Here is a 24,300-nt window from a genome sequence, read left to right on the forward strand (position 1 = left end):
ATGTTCCGCCGTACGTTCTGGTTCACCGCGGGCGCAGCCGCCGGCGTATGGGCCACCACGAAGGTCAACCGCAAGCTCAAGCAGCTGACTCCCGAGTCGCTCGCCGCGCAGGCCGCCAACAAGGCGGTCGAAGCGGGCCACAAGCTCAAGGACTTCGCGCTCGACGTCCGCGACAACATGGTGGAGCGCGAGGCCGAACTCGGTGAGGCCCTGGGCATCAACGAGCAGCCGGACCCCGCCGAGCTGCCGCGGAGCCGCTTCGCGGTCATCCAGAACACCAAGCAACCCAAGTACCTCGAGAACACCAGGTACTCGATCAACAACCGGAATGAGGACCACTGATGGAGTCGGCTGAAATCCGTCGCCGCTGGCTGAGCTTCTTCGAGGAGCGTGGCCACAAGGTCGTGCCCTCGGCGTCGCTCATCGCGGACGACCCGACTCTGCTGCTCGTCCCCGCGGGCATGGTCCCGTTCAAGCCCTACTTCCTGGGTGAGGTCAAGCCGCCGGCGCCGCGCGCCACCTCCGTCCAGAAGTGCGTGCGCACGCCGGACATCGAAGAGGTCGGCAAGACGACCCGCCACGGCACGTTCTTCCAGATGTGCGGCAACTTCTCCTTCGGCGACTACTTCAAGGAAGGCGCCATCACGTACGCCTGGGAGCTGCTCACCAGCTCCGTGGCGGACGGTGGCTACGGTCTGGAGCCCGAGAAGCTCTGGATCACCGTCTACCTCGACGACGACGAGGCCGAGCGCATCTGGCACGAGGTCGTCGGCGTGCCGAAGGAGCGCATCCAGCGCCTGGGCAAGAAGGACAACTTCTGGTCCATGGGCGTCCCCGGCCCCTGCGGCCCGTGCTCCGAGATCAACTACGACCGCGGCCCCGAGTTCGGCGAAGAGGGCGGCCCGATCGTCAACGACGAGCGCTACGTGGAGATCTGGAACCTGGTCTTCATGCAGTACGAGCGCGGCGCCGGCACGTCGAAGGAGGACTTCGAGATCCTCGGTGACCTGCCGTCGCAGAACATCGACACGGGTCTCGGCCTCGAGCGCCTCGCGATGATCCTCCAGGGCGTACAGAACATGTACGAGACGGACACCCTGCGCGTCATCATCGACAAGGCCACCGAGCTGACCGGCGTCGCCTACGGCGCCCAGCACGAGTCGGACGTCTCGCTCCGTGTCGTCGCCGACCACATGCGGACGTCGACGATGCTCATCGGCGACGGCGTCACGCCGGGCAACGAGGGCCGCGGCTACGTGCTGCGCCGCATCATGCGCCGCGCCATCCGTAACATGCGCATCCTCGGCGCCACCGGTCCCGTCGTGCAGGAGCTGCTCGACGTCGTGATCAACACGATGGGGCAGCAGTACCCGGAGCTGATCACCGACCGCAAGCGCATCGAGCAGGTCGCGCTCGCCGAGGAGGCCGCGTTCCTCAAGGCCCTCAAGGGCGGCACGAACATCCTGGACACCGCCGTCACCGAGACGAAGGCCGCCGGCAAGTCGGTCCTCGCCGGCGACAAGGCGTTCCTGCTCCACGACACGTGGGGCTTCCCGATCGACCTCACCCTCGAGATGGCCGCCGAGCAGGGCCTGTCCGTGGACGAGGACGGCTTCCGGCGCCTGATGAAGGAGCAGCGGGAGCGCGCCAAGGCGGACGCCCAGGCCAAGAAGACGGGCCACGCCAACGTCGGCGCTTACCGCGAGATCGCGGACGCCGCGGGGGCCACCGACTTCATCGGCTACTCGTCGACGGACAGCGAGTCGACCGTCGTCGGCCTGCTCGTCAACGGCGTCTCCTCGCCGGCCGCCACCGAGGGCGACGAGGTCGAGGTCGTCCTCGACCGCACCCCGTTCTACGCCGAGGGCGGCGGCCAGATCGGCGACACCGGCCGCATCAAGCTGGACAACGGCGCGGTGATCGAGGTCCGCGACTGCCAGAAGCCGGTCCCCGGCGTCTACGTCCACAAGGGCGTCGTGCAGGTCGGCGAGGTGACCGTCGGCGCTCCGGCCCAGGCGGTCATCGACGTCACCCGCCGCCGCGCCATCGCCCGCGCCCACTCCGCCACGCACCTGACCCACCAGGCGCTGCGCGACGCGCTCGGCCCGACGGCCGCGCAGGCCGGTTCCGAGAACCAGCCGGGCCGCTTCCGCTTCGACTTCGGTTCCCCGTCCGCCGTTCCGACGGCCGTGATGACCGACGTCGAGCAGAAGATCAACGAGGTCCTGGCCCGCGAGCTCGACGTCCAGGCCGAGGTCATGGGCATCGAGGAGGCGAAGAAGCAGGGTGCCATCGCCGAGTTCGGCGAGAAGTACGGCGAGCGCGTCCGCGTCGTCACCATCGGCGACTTCTCCAAGGAGCTGTGCGGCGGCACGCACGTGCACAACACCGCCCAGCTCGGCCTGGTGAAGCTGCTCGGCGAGTCCTCCATCGGTTCCGGTGTGCGCCGTATCGAGGCCCTGGTCGGCGTCGACGCGTACAACTTCCTGGCCAAGGAGCACACGGTCGTCGCCCAGCTCCAGGAACTGGTCAAGGGCCGCTCCGAGGAGCTGCCGGAGAAGATCTCCGCGATGCTCGGCAAGCTCAAGGACGCCGAGAAGGAGATCGAGAAGTTCCGCGCGGAGAAGGTCCTCCAGGCCGCCGCCGGTCTCGCCGACTCCGCCAAGGACGTCCGCGGTGTCGCCGTCGTCACCGGTCAGGTCCCGGACGGCACCTCCGCCGACGACCTGCGCAAGCTGGTCCTCGACGTGCGCGGCCGCATCCAGGGCGGCCGCCCCGCGGTCGTCGCGCTCTTCACGACGGCCAATGGCAAGCCGCTCACGGTCATCGCCACCAACGACGCCGCCCGTGACCGCGGCCTCAAGGCCGGCGACCTGGTCCGTACGGCCGCGAAGACCCTCGGCGGCGGTGGCGGCGGCAAGCCGGACGTGGCGCAGGGCGGCGGCCAGAACCCGGCCGCGATCGGCGACGCCATCGACGCGGTCGAGCGTCTCGTCGGAGAGACGGCCCACTGATGCGCAGGGGCCGCCGGCTGGCGATCGACGTCGGCGACGCCCGGATCGGGGTCGCGTCCTGCGACCCCGACGGGATCCTCGCGACGCCGGTGGAGACCGTGCCGGGACGCGACGTCCCGGCCGCTCACCGGCGCCTCAAGCAGATCGTCGAGGAGTACGAGCCGATCGAGATCGTCGTCGGCCTCCCTCGCTCCCTCAAGGGGGGCGAGGGTCCGGCGGCCGCCAAGGTCCGCGGCTTCGCGCAGGAACTCGCCCGTGGCGTGGCACCCGTTCCGGTGAGACTTCTCGACGAGAGGATGACCACAGTGACGGCCAGTCAGGGACTGCGCGCCAGCGGTGTTAAGTCCAAAAAGGGCCGCTCTGTCATCGACCAGGCGGCCGCCGTCATCATCCTCCAGCAGGCTCTGGAGTCCGAACGGGCGTCAGGAACCGCTCCTGGCGAGGGCGTCGAAGTGGTTGTCTGATCGCGATACGGTAACGTTCCGCGCGACCGGCGGTGTTCGAATAGCCGCCGCACAGCATCAAGAGGCGGAACGGTTGCCCTTCCTGGTCGGGACTCCCTCATCGGGCCCCCGGACCGGACAGCGGCCCACACCGCCTCGCGGCTTGTAGGGGACCGATGACTGAGTATGGCCGGGGCCAAGGCTCCGAACCGTGGCATCCCGCGGACCCGCTGTACGGGGACCAGGGATGGGGTCAGCAGGCCGGACACGGCCAGGCGGCCTACGGCGGCCAGGGGCAGTACGACCCCCAGCAGGGCTACGGCGGTGACTGGGACACCGGTCAGCAGGGTTACGGCTACGGCCAGGACCCCGGTTACGGGCAGCAGGCGTACGGCGGCGGGCAGGGCCAGGGCCAGGGCGGCTGGGACAACACCGGCGCGCACGGGCAGCCGCAGCCCCCGTACGGAGTGGACCCCGCCGATCCGTACGGCACCGGCCAGCACGCCGCGTACCCCAACGAAGAGCCGGACTACTACAACAACCCCGGCGCCTACCCGCCGCCCGAGCCGCCGGGCCGGCGCCGTCCGCCGGAGCCCGACACCGGCTGGGACGCGGGCCCCGACCAGGGCGAGGAAGCGTTCTTCAACGGCGGCGGGGACGACGAGAACGACTACGACGAGGGCCGTGGCGGGCGCCGCGGCCGGGGCGGCAAGAAGCCGAAGAAGCGGCGCAGCGGCTGTGCCTGCCTCGTCCTCGTCGTGATCTTCGCGGCCGGTGTCGGCGGCGTCGGCTACTTCGGCTACCAGTTCTACCAGGATCGTTTCGGCGCGGCCCCGGACTACGCGGGCGACGGCAACGGCGAACAGGTCACCGTCGTCATCCCGAAGGGCTCCGGCGGCTACACCATCGGACAGAAGCTCAAGGACGCCGGTGTCGTCCAGAGCGTCGACGCGTTCGTCGCCGCCCAGTCGGCCGACCCGAAGGGCAAGTCGATCCAGGACGGCGCGTACGTCATGGAGAAACAGATGTCCGCCGCGAGCGCGGTCGACATGCTGCTCAGCCCGACGGCCCGCGCCAACCTGACGATCCCCGAAGGCGCCCGCAACGCGGCCGTCTACGAGCTGATCGACAAGAAGCTCAAGGTCGACAAGGGCACCACGGCCAAGGTCGCGAAGCAGGACTACAAGGAACTCGGCCTGCCCGACTGGGCGCTGAACCGCCCCAGCGTCAAGGACCCGCTGGAGGGCTTCCTCTACCCGTCGAGCTACGCGGCCGCCAAGGGCATGAAGCCCGAGGAGGTCCTGAAGGACATGGTCTCGCGGGCCGACGACGCGTACGCGAAGCTCGACCTCGAGGGCGAGGCCGAGAAGCTCAAGCTCGACAACCCGTGGCAGGTGCTCACCGTCGCGAGCCTCGTGCAGGCCGAGGGCAAGACGCACGACGACTTCCGCAAGATGGCCGAGGTCGTCTACAACCGCCTCAAGCCGACGAACACGGAGACCAACCAGCTCCTCCAGTTCGACTCGACCTTCAACTACCTGAACAAGCAGAGCAACATCAACATCAGCGAGTCCGAGATCAACAGCAACAAGGACCCGTACAACACCTACACGCGCAAGGGCCTCCCGCCCGGTCCGATCAGCAACCCCGGCGACGTGGCCCTCGCCGCGACGCTGAACCCGACGGACGACGGCTGGATCTACTTCGTGGCGACGGACGGCATGCACAAGACCGAGTTCGCGAAGACCGGCGCCGAGTTCAACAGGCTCAAGGAAAAGTTCAATGCAAGCCAGAGCAACTGACGTACGCCGGGCGGCGGTTCTCGGGTCGCCCATCGCCCACTCCCTGTCGCCGCAGCTGCACCTCGCGGCGTACGAGGCGCTGGGGATCGGCGACCGGTGGACGTACGACCGGTTCGAGACCGACGAGGCGGCGCTGCCGGGCTTCCTCGCCGGGCTCGGGCCGGAGTGGGCCGGGCTCTCGCTGACGATGCCGCTGAAGCGGGCGGTGATCCCGCTGCTCGACGAGATCACCGAGACCGCGCGGTCCGTCGAGGCCGTGAACACGGTGGTGCTGGGCGCCGACGGCCGGAAGGTCGGCGACAACACCGACATCCCCGGGCTCGTCGCGGCGCTGCACGAGCGCGGCGTCGAGAAGGTCGAGTCGGCGGCGATCCTCGGCGCGGGCGCCACCGCGTCCTCCGCGCTCGCCGCGCTCTCCCGGATCTGCACCGGCGAGGTCGTCACCTACGTACGCAGCGAACAGCGCGCCGCCGAGATGCGCGGCTGGGGCGAGCGGCTCGGGGTGCGGGTGCGTACCGCCGACTGGGCCGACGCGGCACGGGCCTTCGACGCGCCGCTGGTGATCGCCACCACACCGAAGGGCGGCACGGACCACCTGGTCGAGGCCGTACCGGACCGTGTAGGCACGCTCTTCGACGTGCTGTACGACCCGTGGCCCACGGCGCTGGCCGCCGCCTGGGAGCGGCGGGGCGGGCCGGTGCTCAGCGGGCTGGACCTGCTCGTGCACCAGGCGGTCTTCCAGTTCGAACAGTTCACCGGGGACACCCGCCCGGTACTGGCCGCGATGCGCGCGGCCGGGGTCGAGGCGCTCGGCTGACCCCCGCGCCTGTGGCACGTGTCTCATGTGCCGTCCGTACCCCGGACACCGGAAACGTCGGGCTCCGCGGACGTGGGAGGATCGTTCCCATACACAGAGCGCGAGCATGAGGAGCACCGTTGAGCAGGTTGCGCTGGCTGACCGCGGGGGAGTCGCACGGCCCCGCACTCGTCGCGACGCTGGAGGGACTTCCCGCCGGCGTTCCGATCACCACGGAGATGGTGGCGGACCACCTGGCACGGCGTCGCCTCGGCTATGGCCGCGGAGCCCGGATGAAATTCGAGCGTGACGAGGTCACGTTCCTGGGCGGTGTCCGGCACGGACTCACCCTCGGCTCCCCGGTCGCGATCATGGTGGGCAACACCGAGTGGCCCAAGTGGGAGCAGGTCATGTCCGGCGACCCGGTCGACCCGGAGGTGCTGGCGGGCCTCGCGCGCAACGCGCCGCTGACCCGCCCCCGCCCCGGCCACGCCGACCTCGCCGGCATGCAGAAGTACGGCTTCGACGAGGCCCGCCCGATCCTGGAGCGCGCCTCCGCCCGCGAGACCGCCGCCCGGGTGGCGCTCGGCGCGGTCGCCCGGTCCTACCTCAAGGAGACGGCCGGGATCGAGATCGTCTCCCACGTCGTCGAGCTGTGCTCGGTCAAGGCGCCGCAGGGCGTCTACCCGACCCCGGCCGACGTGGAGAAGCTGGACGCCGACCCGCTGCGCTGCCTGGACGCCGTGGCGTCGAAGCAGATGGTGGCCGAGGTCGACCAGGCCCACAAGGACGGCGACACGCTCGGCGGCGTCGTCGAGGTCCTCGCCTACGACGTGCCGGTGGGCCTCGGCTCGCACGTGCACTGGGACCGCAAGCTCGACGCCCGCCTCGCCGGTGCGCTCATGGGCATCCAGGCCATCAAGGGCGTCGAGATCGGCGACGGCTTCGACCTCGCGCGCGTGCCCGGTTCCAAGGCGCACGACGAGATCGTCAAGACGGACGAGGGCATCCGCCGCGTGTCCGGCCGCGCGGGCGGCACCGAGGGCGGCCTCACCACCGGTGAGCTGCTGCGGGTGCGCGCCGCGATGAAGCCGATCGCGACCGTGCCGCGCGCCCTGCAGACCGTCGACGTCGCGACCGGCGAGGCCACGCAGGCCCACCACCAGCGCTCCGACGTCTCCGCGGTGCCGGCCGCCGGCATCGTCGCCGAGGCCATGGTCGCCCTGGTCCTCGCGGACGCGGTGGCCGAGAAGTTCGGCGGCGACAGCGTGCCGGAGACCCGGCGCAACGTCGAGTCGTACCTCGACAACCTCCAGATCCGGTGAGCGGCCCGCAGGTCGTCCTCGTCGGTCCGATGGGCGTCGGCAAGTCGACGGTGGGCGCGCTGCTCGCCGAGCGGCTCGGCTGCGCCTACCGGGACACCGACGACGACATCGTGACCGCGCAGGGCCGCGCCATCGCCGACATCTTCGTCGACGAGGGCGAGGCGCACTTCCGCGCGCTGGAGAAGGCGTCCGTGGCCACCGCGCTCGCCGACCACGAGGGCGTCCTCGCGCTCGGCGGCGGCGCGATCCTCGACGCCGACACCCGCGCGCTGCTCGCCGCCCACCCCACCGTCGTCTACCTCTCGATGGACGTCGAGGAGGCGGCCAAGCGGACCGGGCTGAACGCGGCGCGGCCGCTGCTCGCCGTCAACCCCCGTAAGCAGTGGCGGGAGTTGATGGAGGCGCGCCGGCATCTGTACACCGAGGTCGCCCGGGTGGTCGTCGCCACCGACGGCCGCACCCCCGAAGAGGTCGCCGAAGCGGTCCTCGACGCCTTGGAGTTGAAGCAGGCATGAACGAGCAGCCGGAGCAGGTCACCCGGATCCACGTCGGCGGGACCGCCGGCACGGACCCGTACGAGGTCCTGGTGGGGCGTCAACTCCTGGGCGAGCTGGGCTCGTTGATCGGTGACCGGGTCAAGCGGGTCGCCGTCATCCACCCCGAGGCGCTCGCCGAGACCGGTGAGGCGCTGCGCGGCGACCTCGCCGACCAGGGGTACGAGGCCGTCGCCATCCAGGTGCCCAACGCCGAGGAGGCCAAGACCGCCGAGGTCGCCGCCTACTGCTGGAAGGCGCTCGGGCAGTCCAACTTCACGCGCTCCGACGTCGTCGTCGGCGTCGGCGGCGGAGCGACCACCGACCTCGCCGGGTTCGTGGCCGCGACGTGGCTGCGCGGCGTGCGCTGGATCGCCATCCCGACCACCGTGCTCGCCATGGTGGACGCGGCGGTCGGCGGCAAGACCGGCATCAACACCGCCGAGGGCAAGAACCTGGTGGGCGCCTTCCACCCGCCGGCCGGTGTGCTGTGCGACCTGGCCGCCCTCGACTCGCTGCCGGTCAACGACTTCGTGTCCGGGCTCGCCGAGGTCATCAAGGCCGGGTTCATCGCCGACGAGAAGATCCTCGAACTCGTCGAGGAGGACCCGCAGTCGGCCCGCACGCCCACCGGCAAGCACACCGCCGAGCTGATCGAGCGAGCCATCCGGGTCAAGGCCGAGGTCGTCTCCTCCGACCTCAAGGAGTCGGGCCTGCGCGAGATCCTCAACTACGGGCACACCCTCGCGCACGCCATCGAGAAGAACGAGCGCTACAAGTGGCGGCACGGCGCGGCCGTCTCCGTCGGCATGCTCTTCGCCGCCGAACTCGGCCGCCTGGCAGGGCGGTTGGACGACGCGACGGCCGACCGGCACCGCACGGTCCTTCAGTCCGTCGGGCTGCCGCTGACGTACCGCTACGACCAGTGGCCCAAGCTCCTGGAAACAATGAAGGTCGACAAGAAGTCGCGCGGCGATCTGCTGCGCTTCATCGTCCTCGACGGCCTCGGCCGGCCCACCGTCCTGGAGGGCCCGGACCCCGCCGTCCTGCTCGCCGCCTACGGCGAAGTGGCGGAATAGCAAGGTCCGTTCACGTTCGGGCACGTCGTGACCTCCCCGGCCGTTCACACAACGGCGGCCGGGGACGGTACCTTTCGGTAGCGCCCCGTTCGCCGGCGCCCGAGTAACCGTCGTACGAGATGGAGTGGCACCGGATGCAGCAAGCAGGGGGGTCTCCGCTGTCGCCGCCCCATCGGCCGGCGTACGGTCAGGTCGGCCCCTCGCCGCAGGCGAGCCACGCGCCGCAGCCGCCCGGCATGCCGGGCTTCACCGGGGCGCCGCCGCAGCATCCGCCGGTGCCGCCGCACATTCACGCGCCGCAGGCGCCCGCGCCCGTTCCGCCGCCGCCTCCGCAGGCCGCGCATCCGCAGCCGCCGCGCCGCGAGACCACCGGTCACGTTCCGCTGCCGCCCGGCGGTCCCGTCGCCGTGCCGAGCCCGCCGCCCGCGCAGGCGCCCGCCGATCCGGCGTCGACCACGCTCGCCGTGCTGCTCATCGGCCCCGCCGGTGCGGGCAAGACGAGTGTCGCCAAGTACTGGGCGGAGAGCCGGCGCGTTCCGACGGCCCACATCAGCCTCGACGACGTACGGGAATGGGTGCGCTCGGGGTTCGCCGACCCGCAGTCGGGGTGGAACGACAACAGTGAGGCGCAGTACCGGCTGGCGCGCCGGACCTGCGGGTTCGCCGCGCGGAACTTCCTGGCGAACGGAATCTCCTGCATCCTCGACGACGCGGTGTTCCCGGACCGGCCCGTGGTGGGGCTGGGTGGGTGGAAGCGGCATGTGGGGCCGGGCTTGTTGCCGGTGGTGCTGTTGCCGGGGCTGGAGATCGTGCTGGAGCGCAATGCGCGGCGGACGGGGAACCGGCGGTTGACCGACGAGGAGGTCGCGCGGATTCACGGCCGGATGGCCGGGTGGTACGGGTCCGGGCTTCCGATCATCGACAACTCGCAGTTGGACGTGGCCGGGACGGCGCGGGTTCTGGACGAGGTCCTGGGGCGGGCGATTACGAGTCCGCCGCAGTGGTGAGGGTGGCGTAGCGCGGGTTGCGGGTTGCGGGTTGCGGCCTCCGTCCACGCGGGGTCACCGTGCCCCACGCCACGGGGCTCCGCCCCGGACCCCGCTCCTCAATCGCCGGAGGGGCTTGAATGGGCCGCCCGGAGGGGCGCGAATGGGGCGCTCGGTGGGGCCGGGATGGGGGGTCCGCTCGGATGGGGTAGGCGGAGGGACCCGTCCGGACGCGTTGGGGCGGCCGGGGTGCTTCGGCGCTCGTACGCTCGCGGCATGGCAGAGGTGTACGCGGCCCGACGGGACCGGCTCAGAGAGTGCGCGACGGCGGGCGGCAGCGCGGCCACCCTCGTCTCGCGGCCCGCCAACGTCCGGTACCTGGCGGGAACGGCACCGCACGGCGCCGTCCTCCTCCTGGGCCGGGAGACCGGCGGCGAGGACGACCTGTTGCTCTGCGCGCGAGCGCCGAGCGGTGAACCCGTCGACGGCCGGGTCGACGAGGCGCTGCGGGTCCAGATCCTGGACGCCCCCGCGGGCGACCCCGCCGTGGCCGCCGCCGACGTCGCCGCGGCCCGCGGAGCCGACTCGCTCGCCGTCGAGGAGCACCACCTCACCGTGGCCCGGCACCGCGCCCTCGGCTCCGTGGCACCACGCCTGCGCCTCACCGACCTCAACAGCGGTGTCGAACAGTTGCGCCTCGTCAAGGACGAGGACGAGATCTCCTGCTTGCGGATCGCCGCCGAGATCGCCGACCAGGCCCTCGGCGAACTGCTCGAATCGATCCTCGTGGGACGCACGGAGCGGCACCTCGCCCTCGAACTGGAACGTCGACTTGTCGATCACGGCGCCGACGGACCCGCCTTCCCCACCTCCGTGGGCACCGGCCCGAACTCCGGCCGCATGTCCCACCGGCCCACCGACCGCCGCGTCGAGGAGGGCGACTTCCTCTCGGTGTGCCTGGGCGCGACGTACCGCGGATACCGGTGCGAGATCGGACGTACGTTCGTCATCGGGACCTCGCCCGCCGACTGGCAGATCGAGCTGTACGAGCTCGTTTTCGCAGCGCAGCGGGCCGGCCGCGAGAGCCTCGCCCCCGGCGTCGAGTGCCGCGAGGCGGACCGGGCCGCCCGCCACGTCCTGGACGCGGCAGGGTATGGTGACGGGCTCGCGCCGCTGACCGGACACGGGGTGGGTCTCGAAATCGACGAGGACCCGCAGTTGGCCCCCGCAGCCATGGGTAAACTGGACACTTGTGTGCCGGTCACCGTCGAACCGGGGGTCCACCTCCCGGGTCGGGGCGGCGTCCGGATCGATGACACGCTCGTCGTCCGCCCCGAGGCGGACGGCGGACCCGAGCTACTCACCATCACGACCAAGGAGCTGCTCGCGCTGTAGCCCGCAGGGCTGCTCGTGCGCCCCTCGGTCGTCCACGTCAGTCCAGGAGATTCCGCAACCGTGGCTTCCACGAACGACCTCAAGAACGGCCTGGTGCTCAAGCTCGACGGGGGCCAGCTCTGGTCCGTCGTCGAGTTCCAGCACGTCAAGCCCGGCAAGGGCCCTGCCTTCGTGCGCACCAAGCTCAAGAACGTGCTCTCCGGCAAGGTCGTCGACAAGACGTTCAACGCCGGCGTCAAGGTCGACACGGCCACCATCGACAAGCGCGACATGCAGTTCTCGTACATGGACGGCGACTACTTCGTCTTCATGGACATGCAGACGTACGACCAGCTGCACGTCGACAAGAAGGCCGTCGGCGACGCCGCCAACTTCCTGATCGAGGGCTTCGAGGCCACGGTCGCCCAGCACGAGGGCGAGGTGCTCTTCGTCGAGCTGCCGGCCGCCGTCGAGCTGGTCATCAAGGAGACCGAGCCGGGCGTCCAGGGCGACCGCTCCACCGGTGGCACCAAGCCCGCCATCCTGGAGACCGGCCACCAGATCCAGGTGCCGCTCTTCGTCACCACGGGCGAGAAGATCAAGGTCGACACCCGCTCCAGCGACTACCTCGGCCGGGTGAACAGCTAACCGTGGCTGCCCGTAATACGGCCCGCAAGCGCGCCTTTCAGATCCTCTTCGAGGCCGACCAGCGCGGCGCCGACGTCCTGACGGTTCTCGCGGACTGGATCCGGCACTCCCGCAGTGACACGCGGCAGCCCCCGGTCAGCGAGTACACGATGGAGCTGGTCGAGGGGTACGCGAAGCACGCGACCCGGATCGACGAGCTCATCTCGCAGTACGCCGTCGGGTGGACCCTGGACCGGATGCCGGTCGTCGACCGCAACATCGTGCGGCTCGGCGCCTATGAGCTGGTCTGGGTCGACGGGACCCCGGACGCCGTGGTGCTCGACGAGGCCGTGCAGTTGGCCAAGGAGTTCTCCACCGACGAGTCTCCGGCGTTCATCAACGGACTTCTGGGCCGCTTCAAGGACCTGAAGCCCACCCTGCGCCGCGACGAGGCCTGAGCCCCGCCCGCGCACAGCACCGCTGACCAGGCCCGGAGCAGAACATGAACAATGTTCTGCTCCGGGCCTGGTGCGTTCCAGGGGATCTTCACTAGGTTCTGGCCATGTCACCGACAAGGCCGCACCCCCTCCCCGCGCGGGTGCGCCTCGGCTACGGCCTCGGCTCCCTCGCCACCGGCACCTTCGGCACCGTCCCCGGCCTGCTGCTGCTCTACTACCTCACCGACGTCCTGAACGTCGCCGCCGGCCTCGCGGGGCTGCTCGTCTTCCTGCCCAAGGCGTGGGACGTGCTGTTCAACCCGTGGGTCGGCGCCCGCTCCGACCGCAGCACCCGCTCGCGCTTCGGTCCGCGCCGTTCCTGGATGCTGCTCGGCGCGCTCACCCTGCCGGTCTGCTTCGCGGGCATGTTCGCGGCGCCCGCCGGCCTCGAAGGCGGACCCGCCGCCGCCTGGGTCGCCGTCCTGTTCCTGCTCAGCGCCTCCGCGTACGCCTGCTTCCAGGTCCCGTACGTGGCGCTGCCCGCCGAACTCACCGGGGACCCGGACGAGCGGGCCCGCGTCATGGCGTGGCGCGTCGCCTTCCTCGCCGTGGCGATCCTGCTCTCGGGCGCCGTCGCGCCGGTCCTCGCGGGCGCCACCGGCGACGACCGGGGGAGCGCGGGCGGCTACCGGCTGATGGGCGTGGTGATCGCCGCGCTGCTCGCCCTCGGGATGCTGGCCGCGGTGATCGCCACGGCGGGTACCGGTACGCGCGCAGGGGCTGGTGCGGGCGGCGTCGTACGGACCACCGCCGAGCCGAGCCTGTTCGCCCAGGTGCGCGCCGCCCGCGGCAACGCACCCTTCGGATGGCTGTTCGGCGCCTTGGTCGTGCAGGCCGCCGCGACGGGCCTGATGCTCGCCGGGACGCAGTACTTCGCCACGTACATCCTCGACCGGCCGGGCGCCACCACCGTCCTGTTCGCCTGCCTCATCGTGCCGTCGCTCCTCGCGATGCCGCTGTGGCTGGGCGTGGGACGCCGGACGGGCAAGCGGAACGCGGCGCTCGGGGCGTCGGTCTGCTTCCTGCTCGGGGCGCTCGGCGCCGCCGCGGGGCGGGAGCTGCCGACGGCGCTCGTCTACGTCGCCGTGGCCGTGGCCGGCATCGGGTACGCGGGCATGCAGATGCTGCCGCTCGCGATGCTGGGCGACGCGATCGCCGCCGACACCTACACCAGCGGGCGGCGCCGGGCCGGAGTCTTCACCGGGCTGTGGACCGCGGGTGAGACACTCGGACTCGCCCTGGGCCCCGGCCTGTTCGGGCTCGTGCTCGCGCTCGGCGGGTTCGTCTCCTCCGATGCCACCGACCGCGTCGCGCAGCCCGACTCGGCGCTGACCGCCATCGTCGTCGGTTTCGGCGCACTGCCCGCGCTGCTGCTCCTGCTGAGCCTTCCGCTGCTGGCCCGCTACCGCCTCACCGAGGCCGAACTGGTCCGTCTGCGCACCGACTTCGACGCGACCACCGCCACCGAAGCTCCCACCCAGCGAGACGAGGAGTCCGCATGACGACCGACGACGAGATCCTGGCGCGTCTCACCGCCCTGCGCGCGGGCGACCTGCCGGTGCACGGCGGCCGCACCATGGCGTACGTCTACGACTCCGGGCTGGACGGCCTGGAGGAGCTGGCGAACGCCGCGCAGGCCGCCTTCGCCGGGGTCAACGGCCTCGACATGACCGCGTTCCCGAGCGTCGTGGAGCTGGAGAACGACCTGGTGCGGCGGGCCACCGCGCTGCTCGGCGGCAGCGCCGGCACGTTCACCAGCGGCGGCACCGAGAGCTGCCTGCTCGCCGTCCTCACCGCGCGTCAGTACGCCCGCAAGGAACGCGGCGTCACCGAGCCCGAACTCGTCCTCCCGGACACCGCGCACGCCGCCTTCCACAAGGCCGCCGAACTCTTCGGCCTGCGCGTCGTGAGCGTCCCCGTCGACCCGGACACCTTCACGGTGCGCCCCGCCGACGTCGCCGCCGCGATCACCGACCGCACCGCCCTGGTCGTCGTCTCCGCGCCCTCGTACGCGCACGGTGTGATCGACCCGGTCGCCGACGTGGCGGGGGAGGCGCTGCGGCGGGGCGTGCCGTGCCACGTCGACGCGTGCATCGGCGGCTGGTACCTCGGGCATCTGCGGATCGCGGCGAAGGAGCTGAGGGACGGCGAGGGTGAGCGGGGCGGTCTGGGCGAGCAGGACGTCCCGGACGTACCCGAGTTCGACCTGACCGTGCCCGGAGTGACGTCGCTCTCCGTCGACCTGCACAAATACGCGTACACGGCGAAGGGCGCCTCGCTGCTGCTCTTCCGCGACGCCGGGATGCGCCGCCACGGCTGGTTCGCGCACGCCGCCTGGCCCGGCTACCCCGTCGTCAACTCCACGCTCCAGGGCACCAAGTCCGCCGGGCCCCTCGCCGCGGCCTGGGCCGTGACGGAGCGCGTCGGCGCGGAAGGTTACGCGGTGCTGTCGACGCGCGTACACCGGACGACCCGCGCGCTCGCTGACGGTGTCGAAAGGATCGGCGGACTGCGCCTCGCCGCGCGGCCGGAGGCGTCCCTGATCGCCGTGGCCTCCGACGACCCGGACGTCGATGTGTTCGTCGTGGCGGACGAGCTTCGGGGGAGCGGCTGGTATCTGCAACCGCAACCCGCGTTCGGCGCCTCGCCGGCCACCCTGCATCTGACGGTGACCGCGGCGGTGGCGCACGAGGAGACGCCCCGGCTGCTCCTTGCGGAACTGGAGAAGGCGGTGGAACGAGCGCGCGAGGTGGGGCCCATTCGGGTGGATCCGGAGGTCGTGGAGGCCGCGGACACCCTCGATCCGGAGGCGCTGACCTCGGAGGAGGTCGAGATCGCGCTGGCGCTCGCCGGGGTCGGGGACGGCGGCCGGCTCCCCGAACGGATGGCCCCCGTGCTCGCGGTGCTCCAGTCGCTCCCGCCGCAGCTCAGCGCCCGCCTCCTGCCCGAGGTCATCGGCCGGCTGTACCGGACCTGAGGCCCGGGAGCCGCGCGGGCCCGGCCCCGGACATGCCTGAGGGGGCGGAGCCCAAGCGCTCCGCCCCCTCAGGGCTGTGACGTTTCTTCTCTGTGCGCCCGGATCAGACGTCGTCGTGCGCCACGGCGCGACGCGCGTCCGCGTCCAGGACGCCCCAGCTGATCAGCTGCTCGGTCAGCACCGAGGGCGACTGGTCGTAGATGACGGCGAGGGTGCGCAGGTCGTCCTGGCGGATCGACAGCACCTTGCCGTTGTAGTCACCGCGCTGCGACTGGATCGTGGCCGCGTAGCGCTGGAGCGGGCCCGCCTTCTCCGGCGGCACGTGGGCCAGACGCTCCAGGTCGAGGCGCAGCTTCGGCGGCGGCTCGGCGGCGCCGCCCGGGGTGGTGCCCGGCAGCAGTTCCTGCACCGGCACGCCGTAGAAGTCCGCCAGTTCGGCGAGGCGCTGCACGGTCACGGCACGGTCGCCGCGCTCGTACGAACCCACCACGACCGCCTTCCAGCGTCCCTGGGACTTCTCCTCGACACCGTGAAGGGAAAGGCCCTGCTGGGTACGGATCGCGCGGAGTTTGGCCCCGAGCTGCTTGGCGTATTCGCTGGACATATAGCTCCCCGGACACTGCATCACTAAGCGGCTGCGCCGCGTGGCTGGTAACTCACTGTGAGGTTACGCAGCGTTACTCTGCCGCGTCAAGCCGAATGGTCCGTACCGACCTTCTCGTGAATTCGGGGTTCTCGCACCTCCAGGCGGGTGATCAGCGATGTTGTGGGGCTGGTAATGTTGACGGCGCAAAATCCGACGTCCTTTAAGGTCCGTCCCGTGAGGCGGAGAAGGAGGTCCGTTTCTTATGGACACGCAGCACTCCGATGCTCGGCCGGTACTCGAAGGCCCTGACATCGCGCGGGTACTGACCCGCATCGCCCACGAGATCGTCGAGCGCGCCAAGGGCGCCGAGGACGTGGTTCTCCTGGGCATTCCCACGCGAGGCGTCTTCCTCGCCCGCCGGCTGGCCGAGAAGCTCGAAGAGATCACCGGCCGCGTCATCCCCGTCGGCTCGCTCGACATCACGATGTACCGCGACGACCTGCGCATGCACCCGCCGCGCGCGCTCGCCCGCACCGAGATCCCCGGGGACGGCATCGACGGCCGCCTCGTCGTCCTCGTCGACGACGTGCTCTTCTCCGGCCGCACCATCCGCGCCGCTCTCGACGCCCTGAACGACATCGGGCGCCCGCGCGCCGTGCAGCTCGCGGTCCTCGTCGACCGCGGCCACCGCGAACTCCCCATCCGTGCCGACTACGTCGGCAAGAACCTCCCCACGTCGCTGCGGGAGACGGTCAAGGTCCAGCTCGCCGAGGAGGACGGCCGCGACGCCGTGCTGCTCGGTGCCAAGCCGGACGCCAAGGCGGCCGAGCAGTAGCACCCCTTCCCGCCGTGCGCGTGCGCGCGTACGGCCCGACAGGTGTGCCCTCGCGCGCCCGTATGCCCTGAATCTCCTGAACTGCCTTACGGAGCACCCCAGATGATGCGACACCTCATCTCGGCCGCCGACCTCTCCCGCGACGATGCCGTGCTCATCCTCGACACCGCCGAGGAGATGGCCCGCGTCGCCGACCGGCCCATCAAGAAGCTGCCCGCCCTGCGCGGCCGCACGATCTGCAACCTGTTCTTCGAGGACTCCACGCGGACCCGGATCTCCTTCGAGGCCGCCGAGAAGCGGCTGTCCGCCGACGTCATCAACTTCGCCGCCAAGGGGTCGAGCGTCTCGAAGGGCGAGTCCCTCAAGGACACCGCCCAGACCCTCGAAGCCATGGGCGTCGACGCCGTCGTCATCCGGCACGGCGCGTCCGGCGCCCCGTACCGGCTCGCCACCTCCGGCTGGATCGACGCCCCCGTCATCAACGCCGGTGACGGCACCCACCAGCACCCCACGCAGGCGCTGCTCGACGCCTTCACGATGCGCCGCCGCCTCGTCGGACCGGATGCCGGGATCGGCCAGGGCCTCGACGGCAAGCGCGTCACGATCGTCGGCGACGTGCTGCACAGCCGCGTCGCCCGCTCCAACGTCGACCTGCTGCACACGCTCGGTGCCGAGGTCACGCTCGTCGCGCCGCCCACCCTGGTGCCCGTCGGCGTCGAGACCTGGCCGTGCGACATCTCGTACGACCTGGACTCCACGCTCACCAAGTCCGACGCCGTGATGATGCTGCGCGTCCAGCGCGAGCGCATGAACGCCGCCTTCTTCCCGACCGAGCGCGAGTACAGCCGCCGCTACGGCCTCGACGGCGACCGCATGGCGAAGATGCCCGAGCACGCCATCGTGATGCACCCCGGCCCGATGGTCCGCGGCATGGAGATCACCGCCGAGGTCGCCGACTCCGACCGCTGCACGGTCATCGAACAGGTCGCCAACGGCGTGCACACCCGCATGGCCGTCCTCTACCTGCTGCTCGGCGGCAACGAGCCCGCCGTCACCCACACCCGTACCGAGGGGAACTGAACGACATGAGCAAGATCCTGATCCGTGGTGCGAAGGTGCTCGGTGGCGAGGCGCAGGACGTCCTGATCGACGGCGCGGTCATCGCCGAGGTCGGCACCGGTCTGAGCGCGGAGGGCGCCGAGGTCGTCGAGGCCGAGGGCAAGATCCTTCTGCCGGGCCTCGTCGACCTCCACACCCACCTGCGCGAGCCGGGCCGCGAGGACTCCGAGACCGTCCTCACCGGCACGCGGGCCGCCGCCTCCGGCGGCTACACGAACGTGTTCGCCATGGCCAACACGTTCCCCGTCGCCGACACCGCGGGCGTCGTCGAGCAGGTCTACCGGCTCGGCCAGGAGCACGGCTACTGCGACGTGCAGCCCATCGGCGCCGTCACCGTCGGCCTGGAGGGCGTCAAGCTCGCCGAGCTCGGCGCCATGCACGAGTCCGCCGCCGGCGTCACCGTCTTCTCCGACGACGGCAAGTGCGTCCACGACGCCGTGATCATGCGCCGCGCCCTGGAGTACGTGAAGGCCTTCGGCGGCGTCGTCGCCCAGCACGCGCAGGAGCCCCGCCTCACCGAGGGCGCCCAGATGAACGAGGGCACCGTCTCCGCCGAGCTCGGCCTCGGCGGCTGGCCCGCGGTGGCCGAAGAATCGATCATCGCCCGGGATGTCCTGCTCGCCGAGCACGTCGGCTCCCGCGTCCACATCTGCCACCTGTCGACCGCCGGCTCCGTCGAGATCGTCCGCTGGGCCAAGTCCCGCGGCATCGACGTCACCGCCGAGGTCACCCCGCACCACCTGCTGCTCACCGACGAGCTGGTCCGCACGTACAACCCGGTCTACAAGGTCAACCCGCCGCTGCGTACCGAGAAGGACGTCATGGCGCTGCGCGAGGCGCTGGCCGACGGCACGATCGACATCGTCGCCACCGACCACGCCCCGCACCCGCACGAGGACAAGGACTGCGAGTGGGCCGCCGCCGCCATGGGCATGGTCGGCCTGGAGACGGCGCTCAGCGTCGTGCAGCAGACCATGGTCGAGACCGGGCTGCTCGACTGGGCCGGCGTCGCCGACCGGATGTCGGTCAAGCCCGCGCAGATCGGACAGGCCAAGGGCCACGGCCGTCCCGTCTCGGCAGGTGAGCCCGCCAACCTCGTCCTCGTCGACGCCGACTACCGTGGAGACGTGGACCCCGCGGGCTTCGCGTCCCGCAGCCGCAACACCCCCTACGAGGGCCGTGAGCTGCCGGGGCGCGTCACCCACACCTGGCTGCGGGGCAAGGCCACCCTCGCCGACGGGAAGCTCGCGTGACACCTCTGCAACCACTCGCCGTCCTCGCCGCCGAACAGAAGTCGGCGGAGGTGACCGACTGGCCGAACCGGATCGGCTGGATCGTCGGTCTGCTGCTCTTCATCGCGCTCGTCTACTGGCTGATGCGCCAGGGCTGGAAGTGGCGCGGCACCCTCCAGGGCGAACTGCCGGAGCTGCCCGCCGCGCCGACCGAGCCCGGTCCGGTGAAACTTGAGCTGAGCGGCCGGTACCACGGCTCCACCACCGCCGGGCAGTGGCTCGACCGCATCGTGGCGCACGGGCTCGGCACCCGCAGCCGCGTCGAGCTGAGCCTGACCGACGAGGGACTGAACGTCGTACGCCCCGGAGCGAACGACTTCTTCGTCCCGGCGGCCGCGCTGCGCGAGGCCCGGCTCGACAAGGGCATCGCGGGCAAGGTCCTCACGGAGGGCGGTCTGCTGATCGTCACCTGGGAGCACGGCGACAAGCTGATCGACTCCGGATTCCGCTCCGACCACGCCACCGAGCAGGCGGAGTGGGTCACCGCAATCAACAACATGATCGAACCGAAGACGCACCCGCTCACGACGGAAGGCACCGCACGATGACCACCTCCACCAGGGGAGCCGAGAAGACTCCCGCCGTACTCGTCCTGGAGGACGGCCGGGTGTTCCGCGGCCGCGCCTACGGGGCCGTGGGGGAGACCTTCGGCGAGGCCGTGTTCTCCACCGGCATGACCGGCTACCAGGAGACCCTCACCGACCCGTCGTACGACCGCCAGATCGTGGTCGCGACCGCCCCGCAGATCGGCAACACGGGCTGGAACGACGAGGACGACGAGTCCAAGCGCATCTGGGTCTCGGGCTACGTGGTCCGCGACCCCGCCCGCATCCCCTCCAACTGGCGCGCGAAGCGTTCGCTCGACGACGAGCTGGTCGCCCAGGAGATCGTCGGGATCAGCGGCATCGACACCCGCGCCCTCACCCGCCACCTGCGCGAGCGCGGCTCCATGCGCTCCGGCATCTTCTCCGGCGCGTCCCTCGCCACGGACGCCGAGCTGGTCGCGAAGGTCCAGGCGCAGCCCCAGATGAAGGGTGCCTCCCTCTACGAGGAGGTCGCCACCAAGGAGGCCTACGTCGTCCCGGCCATCGGTGAGAAGAAGTTCACCGTCGCCGCCATCGACCTCGGCATCAAGGGCATGACCCCGCACCGCATGGCCGAGCGCGGCATCGAGGTGCACGTGCTGCCCGCCACCGCGTCCCCCGACGACGTGTACGCCGTCGACCCCGACGGAGTGTTCTTCTCCAACGGTCCGGGCGACCCGGCCACCGCCGAGGGCCCGGTCGCGCTGATGACCGCCGTCCTGGAGAAGAAGACGCCGCTGTTCGGCATCTGCTTCGGCAACCAGATCCTCGGCCGCGCCCTCGGCTTCGGCACCTTCAAGCTGAAGTACGGCCACCGCGGCATCAACCAGCCGGTGCAGGACCGCACGACCGGCAAGGTCGAGGTCACCGCCCACAACCACGGTTTCGCCGTGGACGCGCCGCTCGACAAGGTGAGCGACACCAGGTTCGGCCGCGCCGAGGTCTCCCACGTGTGCCTCAACGACAACGTCGTGGAGGGGCTCCAGCTGCTCGACCAGCCGGGCTTCTCCGTCCAGTACCACCCCGAAGCGGCGGCCGGTCCGCACGACGCCGCGTACCTCTTCGACCGCTTCGTGTCCCTGATGGAGTCCGCCCGTGCCTAAGCGCAACGACCTGAAGTCCGTCCTCGTCATCGGCTCGGGCCCGATCGTCATCGGTCAGGCCGCGGAGTTCGACTACTCCGGCACCCAGGCCTGCCGGGTCCTGAAGCAGGAGGGCCTGCGGGTCATCCTGGTCAACTCGAACCCCGCGACGATCATGACCGACCCGGAGATCGCCGACGCCACGTACGTCGAGCCGATCACCCCCGAGTTCGTCGAGAAGATCATCGCCAAGGAGCGCCCCGACGCGCTCCTGCCCACCCTCGGTGGCCAGACCGCGCTCAACACCGCGATCTCGATGCACGACCAGGGCGTCCTCGAGAAGTACGGCGTCGAGCTGATCGGCGCCAACGTCGAGGCGATCAACAAGGGCGAGGACCGCGACCTCTTCAAGGACGTCGTGGAAGAGGTCCGCAAGAAGATCGGCCACGGCGAGTCCGCCCGCTCGTACATCTGCCACTCCATGGACGACGTCATGAAGGGCGTCGAGGAGCTCGGCGGCTACCCCGTGGTCGTCCGCCCCTCCTTCACCATGGGCGGCGCCGGTTCCGGCTTCGCGCACGACGAGGAGGAGCTGCGCCGCATCGCCGGTCAGGGCCTCACGCTCTCGCCGACCACCGAGGTGCTCCTGGAGGAGTCCATCCTCGGCTGGAAGGAGTACGAGCTGGAGCTGATGCGCGACAAGAACGACAACGTCGTGGTCGTCTGCTCCATCGAGAACTTCGACCCGATGGGCGTGCACACCGGCGACTCGATCACCGTCGCCCCGTCGATGACGCTGACCGACCGCGAGTACCAGCGCCTGCGGGACGTCGGCATCGCGATCATCCGCGAGGTCGGCGTCGACACCGGCGGCTGCAACATCCAGTTCGCGATCAACCCCGAGGACGGTCGCGTGATCGTCATCGAGATGAACCCGCGCGTCTCGCGCTCCTCCGCGCTCGCCTCCAAGGCCACGGGCTTCCCGATCGCGAAGATCGCCGCCAAGCTGGCCGTCGGCTACACGCTCGACGAGATCCCGAACGACATCACCGAGAAGACGCCGGCCTCCTTCGAGCCGACGCTCGACTACGTCGTCGTGAAGGCCCCGCGTTTCGCCTTCGAGAAGTTCCCGAGCGCCGACTCCACGCTGACCACGACCATGAAGTCGGTCGGCGAGGCCATGGCCATCGGCCGCAACTTCACCGAGGCGTTCCAGAAGGCGCTGCGCTCGCTGGAGAAGAAGGGCTCGCAGTTCTCCTTCGTCGGCGAGGTCGGCGACAAGAAGGAGCTCCTGGAGGCCGCGGTCCGTCCGACCGACGGCCGGATCAACACCGTCATGGACGCGATCCGCGCCGGTGCGACCCCGCAGGAGGTCTTCGACTACACGAAGATCGACCCGTGGTTCGTCGACCAGCTCTTCCTCATCAAGGAGATCGCGGACGAGCTCGCCGCCGCCCCCGAGCTGACCAAGGACCTGATCGCCGAGGCCAAGCGGCACGGCTTCTCGGACTCCCAGATCGGCGAGATCCGCGGCCTGCGCCAGGACGTCGTCCGCGAGGTCCGGCACGCCCTCGGCGTCCGCCCGGTCTACAAGACGGTCGACACCTGCGCCGCCGAGTTCGCCGCCAAGACGCCGTACTTCTACTCCTCGTACGACGAGGAGACCGAGGTCGCGCCGCGCGAGAAGCCCGCCGTGATCATCCTCGGCTCGGGCCCGAACCGCATCGGCCAGGGCATCGAGTTCGACTACTCCTGCGTCCACGCCTCCTTCGCGCTCAGCGACGCGGGCTACGAGACCGTGATGGTCAACTGCAACCCGGAGACCGTCTCCACCGACTACGACACCTCCGACCGCCTGTACTTCGAGCCGCTGACGCTGGAAGACGTGCTGGAGATCGTCCACGCCGAGTCCCTCGCGGGCCCGATCGCGGGCGTCGTCGTCCAGCTCGGCGGCCAGACCCCGCTGGGCCTCGCCCAGGCGCTCAAGGACAACGGCGTGCCCGTCGTCGGTACGTCCCCGGAGGCGATCCACGCCGCCGAGGACCGCGGCGCCTTCGGCCGCGTGCTCGCCGAGGCCGGGCTCCCGGCCCCGAAGCACGGCACCGCCACCACGTTCGCGGAGGCGAAGGCGATCGCCGACGAGATCGGCTACCCGGTCCTCGTCCGCCCGTCCTACGTGCTCGGTGGCCGCGGCATGGAGATCGTCTACGACGAGACCCGCCTGTCCGCTTACATCGAGGAGTCGACGGAGATCAGCCCGTCGCGTCCGGTCCTCGTCGACCGCTTCCTGGACGACGCGATCGAGATCGACGTCGACGCGCTCTACGACGGCGAGGAGCTCTACCTCGGCGGCGTCATGGAGCACATCGAGGAGGCCGGCATCCACTCCGGCGACTCGGCGTGCGCCCTGCCCCCGATCACGCTCGGCGGCTACGACATCAAGCGCCTGCGCGCCTCCACCGAGGGCATCGCCAAGGGCGTCGGCGTGCGCGGCCTGATCAACATCCAGTTCGCGCTGGCCGGGGACATCCTCTACGTCCTGGAGGCCAACCCGCGCGCCTCCCGCACGGTCCCCTTCACCTCGAAGGCGACCGCGGTGCCGCTCGCGAAGGCCGCCGCCCGCATCTCGCTGGGCGCCACCGTCGCCGAGCTGCGCGCCGAGGGCCTGCTCCCGAAGACCGGCGACGGCGGCACGCTCCCGATGGACGCGCCGATCTCCGTCAAGGAGGCCGTCATGCCGTGGTCGCGCTTCCGCGACATCCACGGCCGCGGCGTCGACACGGTCCTCGGCCCGGAGATGCGCTCCACCGGCGAGGTCATGGGCATCGACTCCGTCTTCGGCACGGCGTACGCCAAGTCGCAGGCCGGCGCGTACGGCCCGCTGCCGACGAAGGGCCGGGCGTTCATCTCCGTCGCCAACCGCGACAAGCGCTCGATGATCTTCCCGGCGCGCGAGCTGGTCGCCCACGGCTTCGAGCTGCTCGCCACCTCCGGCACGGCCGAGGTCCTCAAGCGCAACGGCATCAACGCCACGGTCGTGCGCAAGCAGTCCGAGGGCGAGGGCCCCAACGGCGAGAAGACGATCGTCCAGCTGATCCACTCCGGCGACGTCGACCTCATCGTCAACACCCCGTACGGCACCGGTGGCCGCCTCGACGGCTACGACATCCGCACGGCGGCGGTCTCCCGCTCCGTGCCGTGCCTGACCACGGTCCAGGCGCTCGCCGCGGCCGTCCAGGGCATCGAGGCGCTGGGCCACGGCGACGTGGGCGTCCGCTCCTTGCAGGAGCACGCGGAGCACCTGACCGCGGCCCGCGACTAAGGATCCAGTAGCAGCCCAGGAGGGGGA

At 70.9% G+C, this 24,300-nt stretch carries 21 protein-coding genes; 20 read left to right on the forward strand and 1 reads right to left on the reverse strand.

The genetic code is table 11. From position 1 onward, the window contains the following. The 14 genes from ACYBSK_RS11415 (at position 1) to ACYBSK_RS11480 (ending at position 15,453) form a co-directional block, all read left to right on the forward strand. A complete protein-coding gene (locus ACYBSK_RS11415) occupies positions 1 to 342 on the forward strand; it encodes a DUF6167 family protein (RefSeq protein ID WP_457476787.1) in 342 nt (113 codons plus the stop codon). Then, positions 342 to 3,014, forward strand: coding sequence for an alanine--tRNA ligase (alaS, locus tag ACYBSK_RS11420; protein WP_457476788.1), 2,673 nt, complete (start codon positions 342 to 344; stop codon positions 3,012 to 3,014). The genes ACYBSK_RS11415 and alaS overlap by 1 nt, the downstream gene beginning before the upstream one ends. Then, entirely contained in the window at positions 3,014 to 3,478 is a 465-nt protein-coding gene (gene ruvX / locus ACYBSK_RS11425; RefSeq protein ID WP_326014249.1) for a Holliday junction resolvase RuvX, read from the forward strand. The genes alaS and ruvX overlap by 1 nt, the downstream gene beginning before the upstream one ends. Positions 3,479 to 3,633: 155 nt before the next feature. Beyond that, positions 3,634 to 5,259, forward strand: coding sequence for an endolytic transglycosylase MltG (gene mltG / locus ACYBSK_RS11430; RefSeq protein WP_460245970.1), 1,626 nt, complete (start codon positions 3,634 to 3,636; stop codon positions 5,257 to 5,259). Continuing rightward, positions 5,240 to 6,076 (forward strand): shikimate dehydrogenase, encoded by an 837-nt coding sequence (locus ACYBSK_RS11435; protein WP_460245971.1) that lies wholly within the window; start codon positions 5,240 to 5,242, stop codon positions 6,074 to 6,076. The genes mltG and ACYBSK_RS11435 overlap by 20 nt, the downstream gene beginning before the upstream one ends. Before the next feature lie 119 nt (positions 6,077 to 6,195). Further along, positions 6,196 to 7,380: a chorismate synthase gene (aroC, locus tag ACYBSK_RS11440; protein WP_457476791.1), complete on the forward strand. Its 1,185-nt coding sequence runs from the start codon at positions 6,196 to 6,198 to the stop codon at positions 7,378 to 7,380. Continuing rightward, positions 7,377 to 7,895: a shikimate kinase gene (locus tag ACYBSK_RS11445; RefSeq protein ID WP_457476792.1), complete on the forward strand. Its 519-nt coding sequence runs from the start codon at positions 7,377 to 7,379 to the stop codon at positions 7,893 to 7,895. Before aroC ends, ACYBSK_RS11445 begins: the two co-directional genes overlap by 4 nt. After that, positions 7,892 to 8,992 (forward strand): 3-dehydroquinate synthase, encoded by a 1,101-nt coding sequence (gene aroB, locus ACYBSK_RS11450; RefSeq protein ID WP_457476793.1) that lies wholly within the window; start codon positions 7,892 to 7,894, stop codon positions 8,990 to 8,992. The genes ACYBSK_RS11445 and aroB overlap by 4 nt, the downstream gene beginning before the upstream one ends. Before the next feature lie 134 nt (positions 8,993 to 9,126). Then, on the forward strand, positions 9,127 to 9,999 hold the full coding sequence (locus tag ACYBSK_RS11455; RefSeq protein WP_460245972.1) for a Pro-rich N-terminal domain-containing protein: 873 nt from the start codon (positions 9,127 to 9,129) through the stop codon (positions 9,997 to 9,999). A 255-nt stretch (positions 10,000 to 10,254) separates the two neighbouring features. Then, the gene (locus ACYBSK_RS11460; RefSeq protein WP_457476795.1) at positions 10,255 to 11,373 is read left to right on the forward strand and encodes an aminopeptidase P family protein; all 1,119 of its coding nucleotides are present in this window, start codon (positions 10,255 to 10,257) and stop codon (positions 11,371 to 11,373) included. Positions 11,374 to 11,433: 60 nt separating this feature from the next. Next, entirely contained in the window at positions 11,434 to 12,000 is a 567-nt protein-coding gene (gene efp / locus ACYBSK_RS11465; RefSeq protein WP_457476796.1) for an elongation factor P, read from the forward strand. 2 nt (positions 12,001 to 12,002) lie between these two features. Continuing rightward, complete coding sequence (gene nusB, locus ACYBSK_RS11470) at positions 12,003 to 12,437, forward strand: transcription antitermination factor NusB (protein ID WP_457476797.1); 435 nt, start codon at positions 12,003 to 12,005, stop codon at positions 12,435 to 12,437. 104 nt (positions 12,438 to 12,541) lie between these two features. Further along, positions 12,542 to 13,978, forward strand: a complete 1,437-nt coding sequence (locus ACYBSK_RS11475; protein ID WP_460245973.1) for an MFS transporter — start codon at positions 12,542 to 12,544, stop codon at positions 13,976 to 13,978. After that, positions 13,975 to 15,453: a pyridoxal phosphate-dependent decarboxylase family protein gene (locus tag ACYBSK_RS11480; protein ID WP_460245974.1), complete on the forward strand. Its 1,479-nt coding sequence runs from the start codon at positions 13,975 to 13,977 to the stop codon at positions 15,451 to 15,453. Before ACYBSK_RS11475 ends, ACYBSK_RS11480 begins: the two co-directional genes overlap by 4 nt. A 103-nt stretch (positions 15,454 to 15,556) precedes the next feature. Here ACYBSK_RS11480 and bldD read toward each other — a convergent pair whose 3' ends face one another. Then, the gene (gene bldD / locus ACYBSK_RS11485) at positions 15,557 to 16,057 is read right to left on the reverse strand and encodes a transcriptional regulator BldD (RefSeq protein ID WP_266721805.1); all 501 of its coding nucleotides are present in this window, start codon (positions 16,055 to 16,057) and stop codon (positions 15,557 to 15,559) included. Between the two features lie 244 nt (positions 16,058 to 16,301). On the opposite strand from bldD, the gene pyrR reads away from it, so the two are divergent. The 6 genes from pyrR to carB all read left to right on the forward strand — a co-directional run bounded on the left by pyrR (position 16,302) and on the right by carB (position 24,273). After that, the gene (pyrR, locus tag ACYBSK_RS11490) at positions 16,302 to 16,874 is read left to right on the forward strand and encodes a bifunctional pyr operon transcriptional regulator/uracil phosphoribosyltransferase PyrR (protein WP_457476800.1); all 573 of its coding nucleotides are present in this window, start codon (positions 16,302 to 16,304) and stop codon (positions 16,872 to 16,874) included. Between the two features lie 102 nt (positions 16,875 to 16,976). After that, positions 16,977 to 17,954 carry an aspartate carbamoyltransferase catalytic subunit gene (locus ACYBSK_RS11495; protein ID WP_457476801.1) on the forward strand — a complete coding sequence of 326 codons (978 nt, stop codon included), beginning with the start codon at positions 16,977 to 16,979 and terminating at the stop codon, positions 17,952 to 17,954. 5 nt (positions 17,955 to 17,959) lie between these two features. Next, positions 17,960 to 19,246 carry a dihydroorotase gene (locus ACYBSK_RS11500; protein WP_460245975.1) on the forward strand — a complete coding sequence of 429 codons (1,287 nt, stop codon included), beginning with the start codon at positions 17,960 to 17,962 and terminating at the stop codon, positions 19,244 to 19,246. Continuing rightward, positions 19,243 to 19,833 carry a PH-like domain-containing protein gene (locus ACYBSK_RS11505; protein WP_460245976.1) on the forward strand — a complete coding sequence of 197 codons (591 nt, stop codon included), beginning with the start codon at positions 19,243 to 19,245 and terminating at the stop codon, positions 19,831 to 19,833. Before ACYBSK_RS11500 ends, ACYBSK_RS11505 begins: the two co-directional genes overlap by 4 nt. Continuing rightward, entirely contained in the window at positions 19,830 to 20,972 is a 1,143-nt protein-coding gene (gene carA, locus ACYBSK_RS11510) for a glutamine-hydrolyzing carbamoyl-phosphate synthase small subunit (RefSeq protein WP_457476804.1), read from the forward strand. Before ACYBSK_RS11505 ends, carA begins: the two co-directional genes overlap by 4 nt. Then, positions 20,965 to 24,273, forward strand: a complete 3,309-nt coding sequence (gene carB / locus ACYBSK_RS11515; protein ID WP_457476805.1) for a carbamoyl-phosphate synthase large subunit — start codon at positions 20,965 to 20,967, stop codon at positions 24,271 to 24,273. Before carA ends, carB begins: the two co-directional genes overlap by 8 nt. Positions 24,274 to 24,300: the final 27 nt, after the last annotated feature.

The organism is Streptomyces sp. BYX5S, assembly GCF_054724165.1.

Bases quoted from the DNA above. Each gene is read 5' to 3' on its own strand.
- aroB (WP_457476793.1), top strand. From the start codon at position 7,892: ATGAACGAGCAGCCGGAGCAGGTCACCCGGATCCACGTCGGCGGGACC.
- ACYBSK_RS11415 (WP_457476787.1), top strand. From the start codon at position 1: ATGTTCCGCCGTACGTTCTGGTTCACCGCGGGCGCAGCCGCCGGCGTA.
- ACYBSK_RS11460 (WP_457476795.1), top strand. From the start codon at position 10,255: ATGGCAGAGGTGTACGCGGCCCGACGGGACCGGCTCAGAGAGTGCGCG.
- ruvX (WP_326014249.1), top strand. From the start codon at position 3,014: ATGCGCAGGGGCCGCCGGCTGGCGATCGACGTCGGCGACGCCCGGATC.
- ACYBSK_RS11435 (WP_460245971.1), top strand. From the start codon at position 5,240: ATGCAAGCCAGAGCAACTGACGTACGCCGGGCGGCGGTTCTCGGGTCG.
- pyrR (WP_457476800.1), top strand. From the start codon at position 16,302: ATGGACACGCAGCACTCCGATGCTCGGCCGGTACTCGAAGGCCCTGAC.
- bldD (WP_266721805.1), bottom strand. From the start codon at position 16,057: ATGTCCAGCGAATACGCCAAGCAGCTCGGGGCCAAACTCCGCGCGATC.
- mltG (WP_460245970.1), top strand. From the start codon at position 3,634: ATGACTGAGTATGGCCGGGGCCAAGGCTCCGAACCGTGGCATCCCGCG.
- ACYBSK_RS11455 (WP_460245972.1), top strand. From the start codon at position 9,127: ATGCAGCAAGCAGGGGGGTCTCCGCTGTCGCCGCCCCATCGGCCGGCG.
- carA (WP_457476804.1), top strand. From the start codon at position 19,830: ATGACCACCTCCACCAGGGGAGCCGAGAAGACTCCCGCCGTACTCGTC.
- ACYBSK_RS11495 (WP_457476801.1), top strand. From the start codon at position 16,977: ATGATGCGACACCTCATCTCGGCCGCCGACCTCTCCCGCGACGATGCC.
- alaS (WP_457476788.1), top strand. From the start codon at position 342: ATGGAGTCGGCTGAAATCCGTCGCCGCTGGCTGAGCTTCTTCGAGGAG.
- ACYBSK_RS11500 (WP_460245975.1), top strand. From the start codon at position 17,960: ATGAGCAAGATCCTGATCCGTGGTGCGAAGGTGCTCGGTGGCGAGGCG.
- ACYBSK_RS11480 (WP_460245974.1), top strand. From the start codon at position 13,975: ATGACGACCGACGACGAGATCCTGGCGCGTCTCACCGCCCTGCGCGCG.
- ACYBSK_RS11475 (WP_460245973.1), top strand. From the start codon at position 12,542: ATGTCACCGACAAGGCCGCACCCCCTCCCCGCGCGGGTGCGCCTCGGC.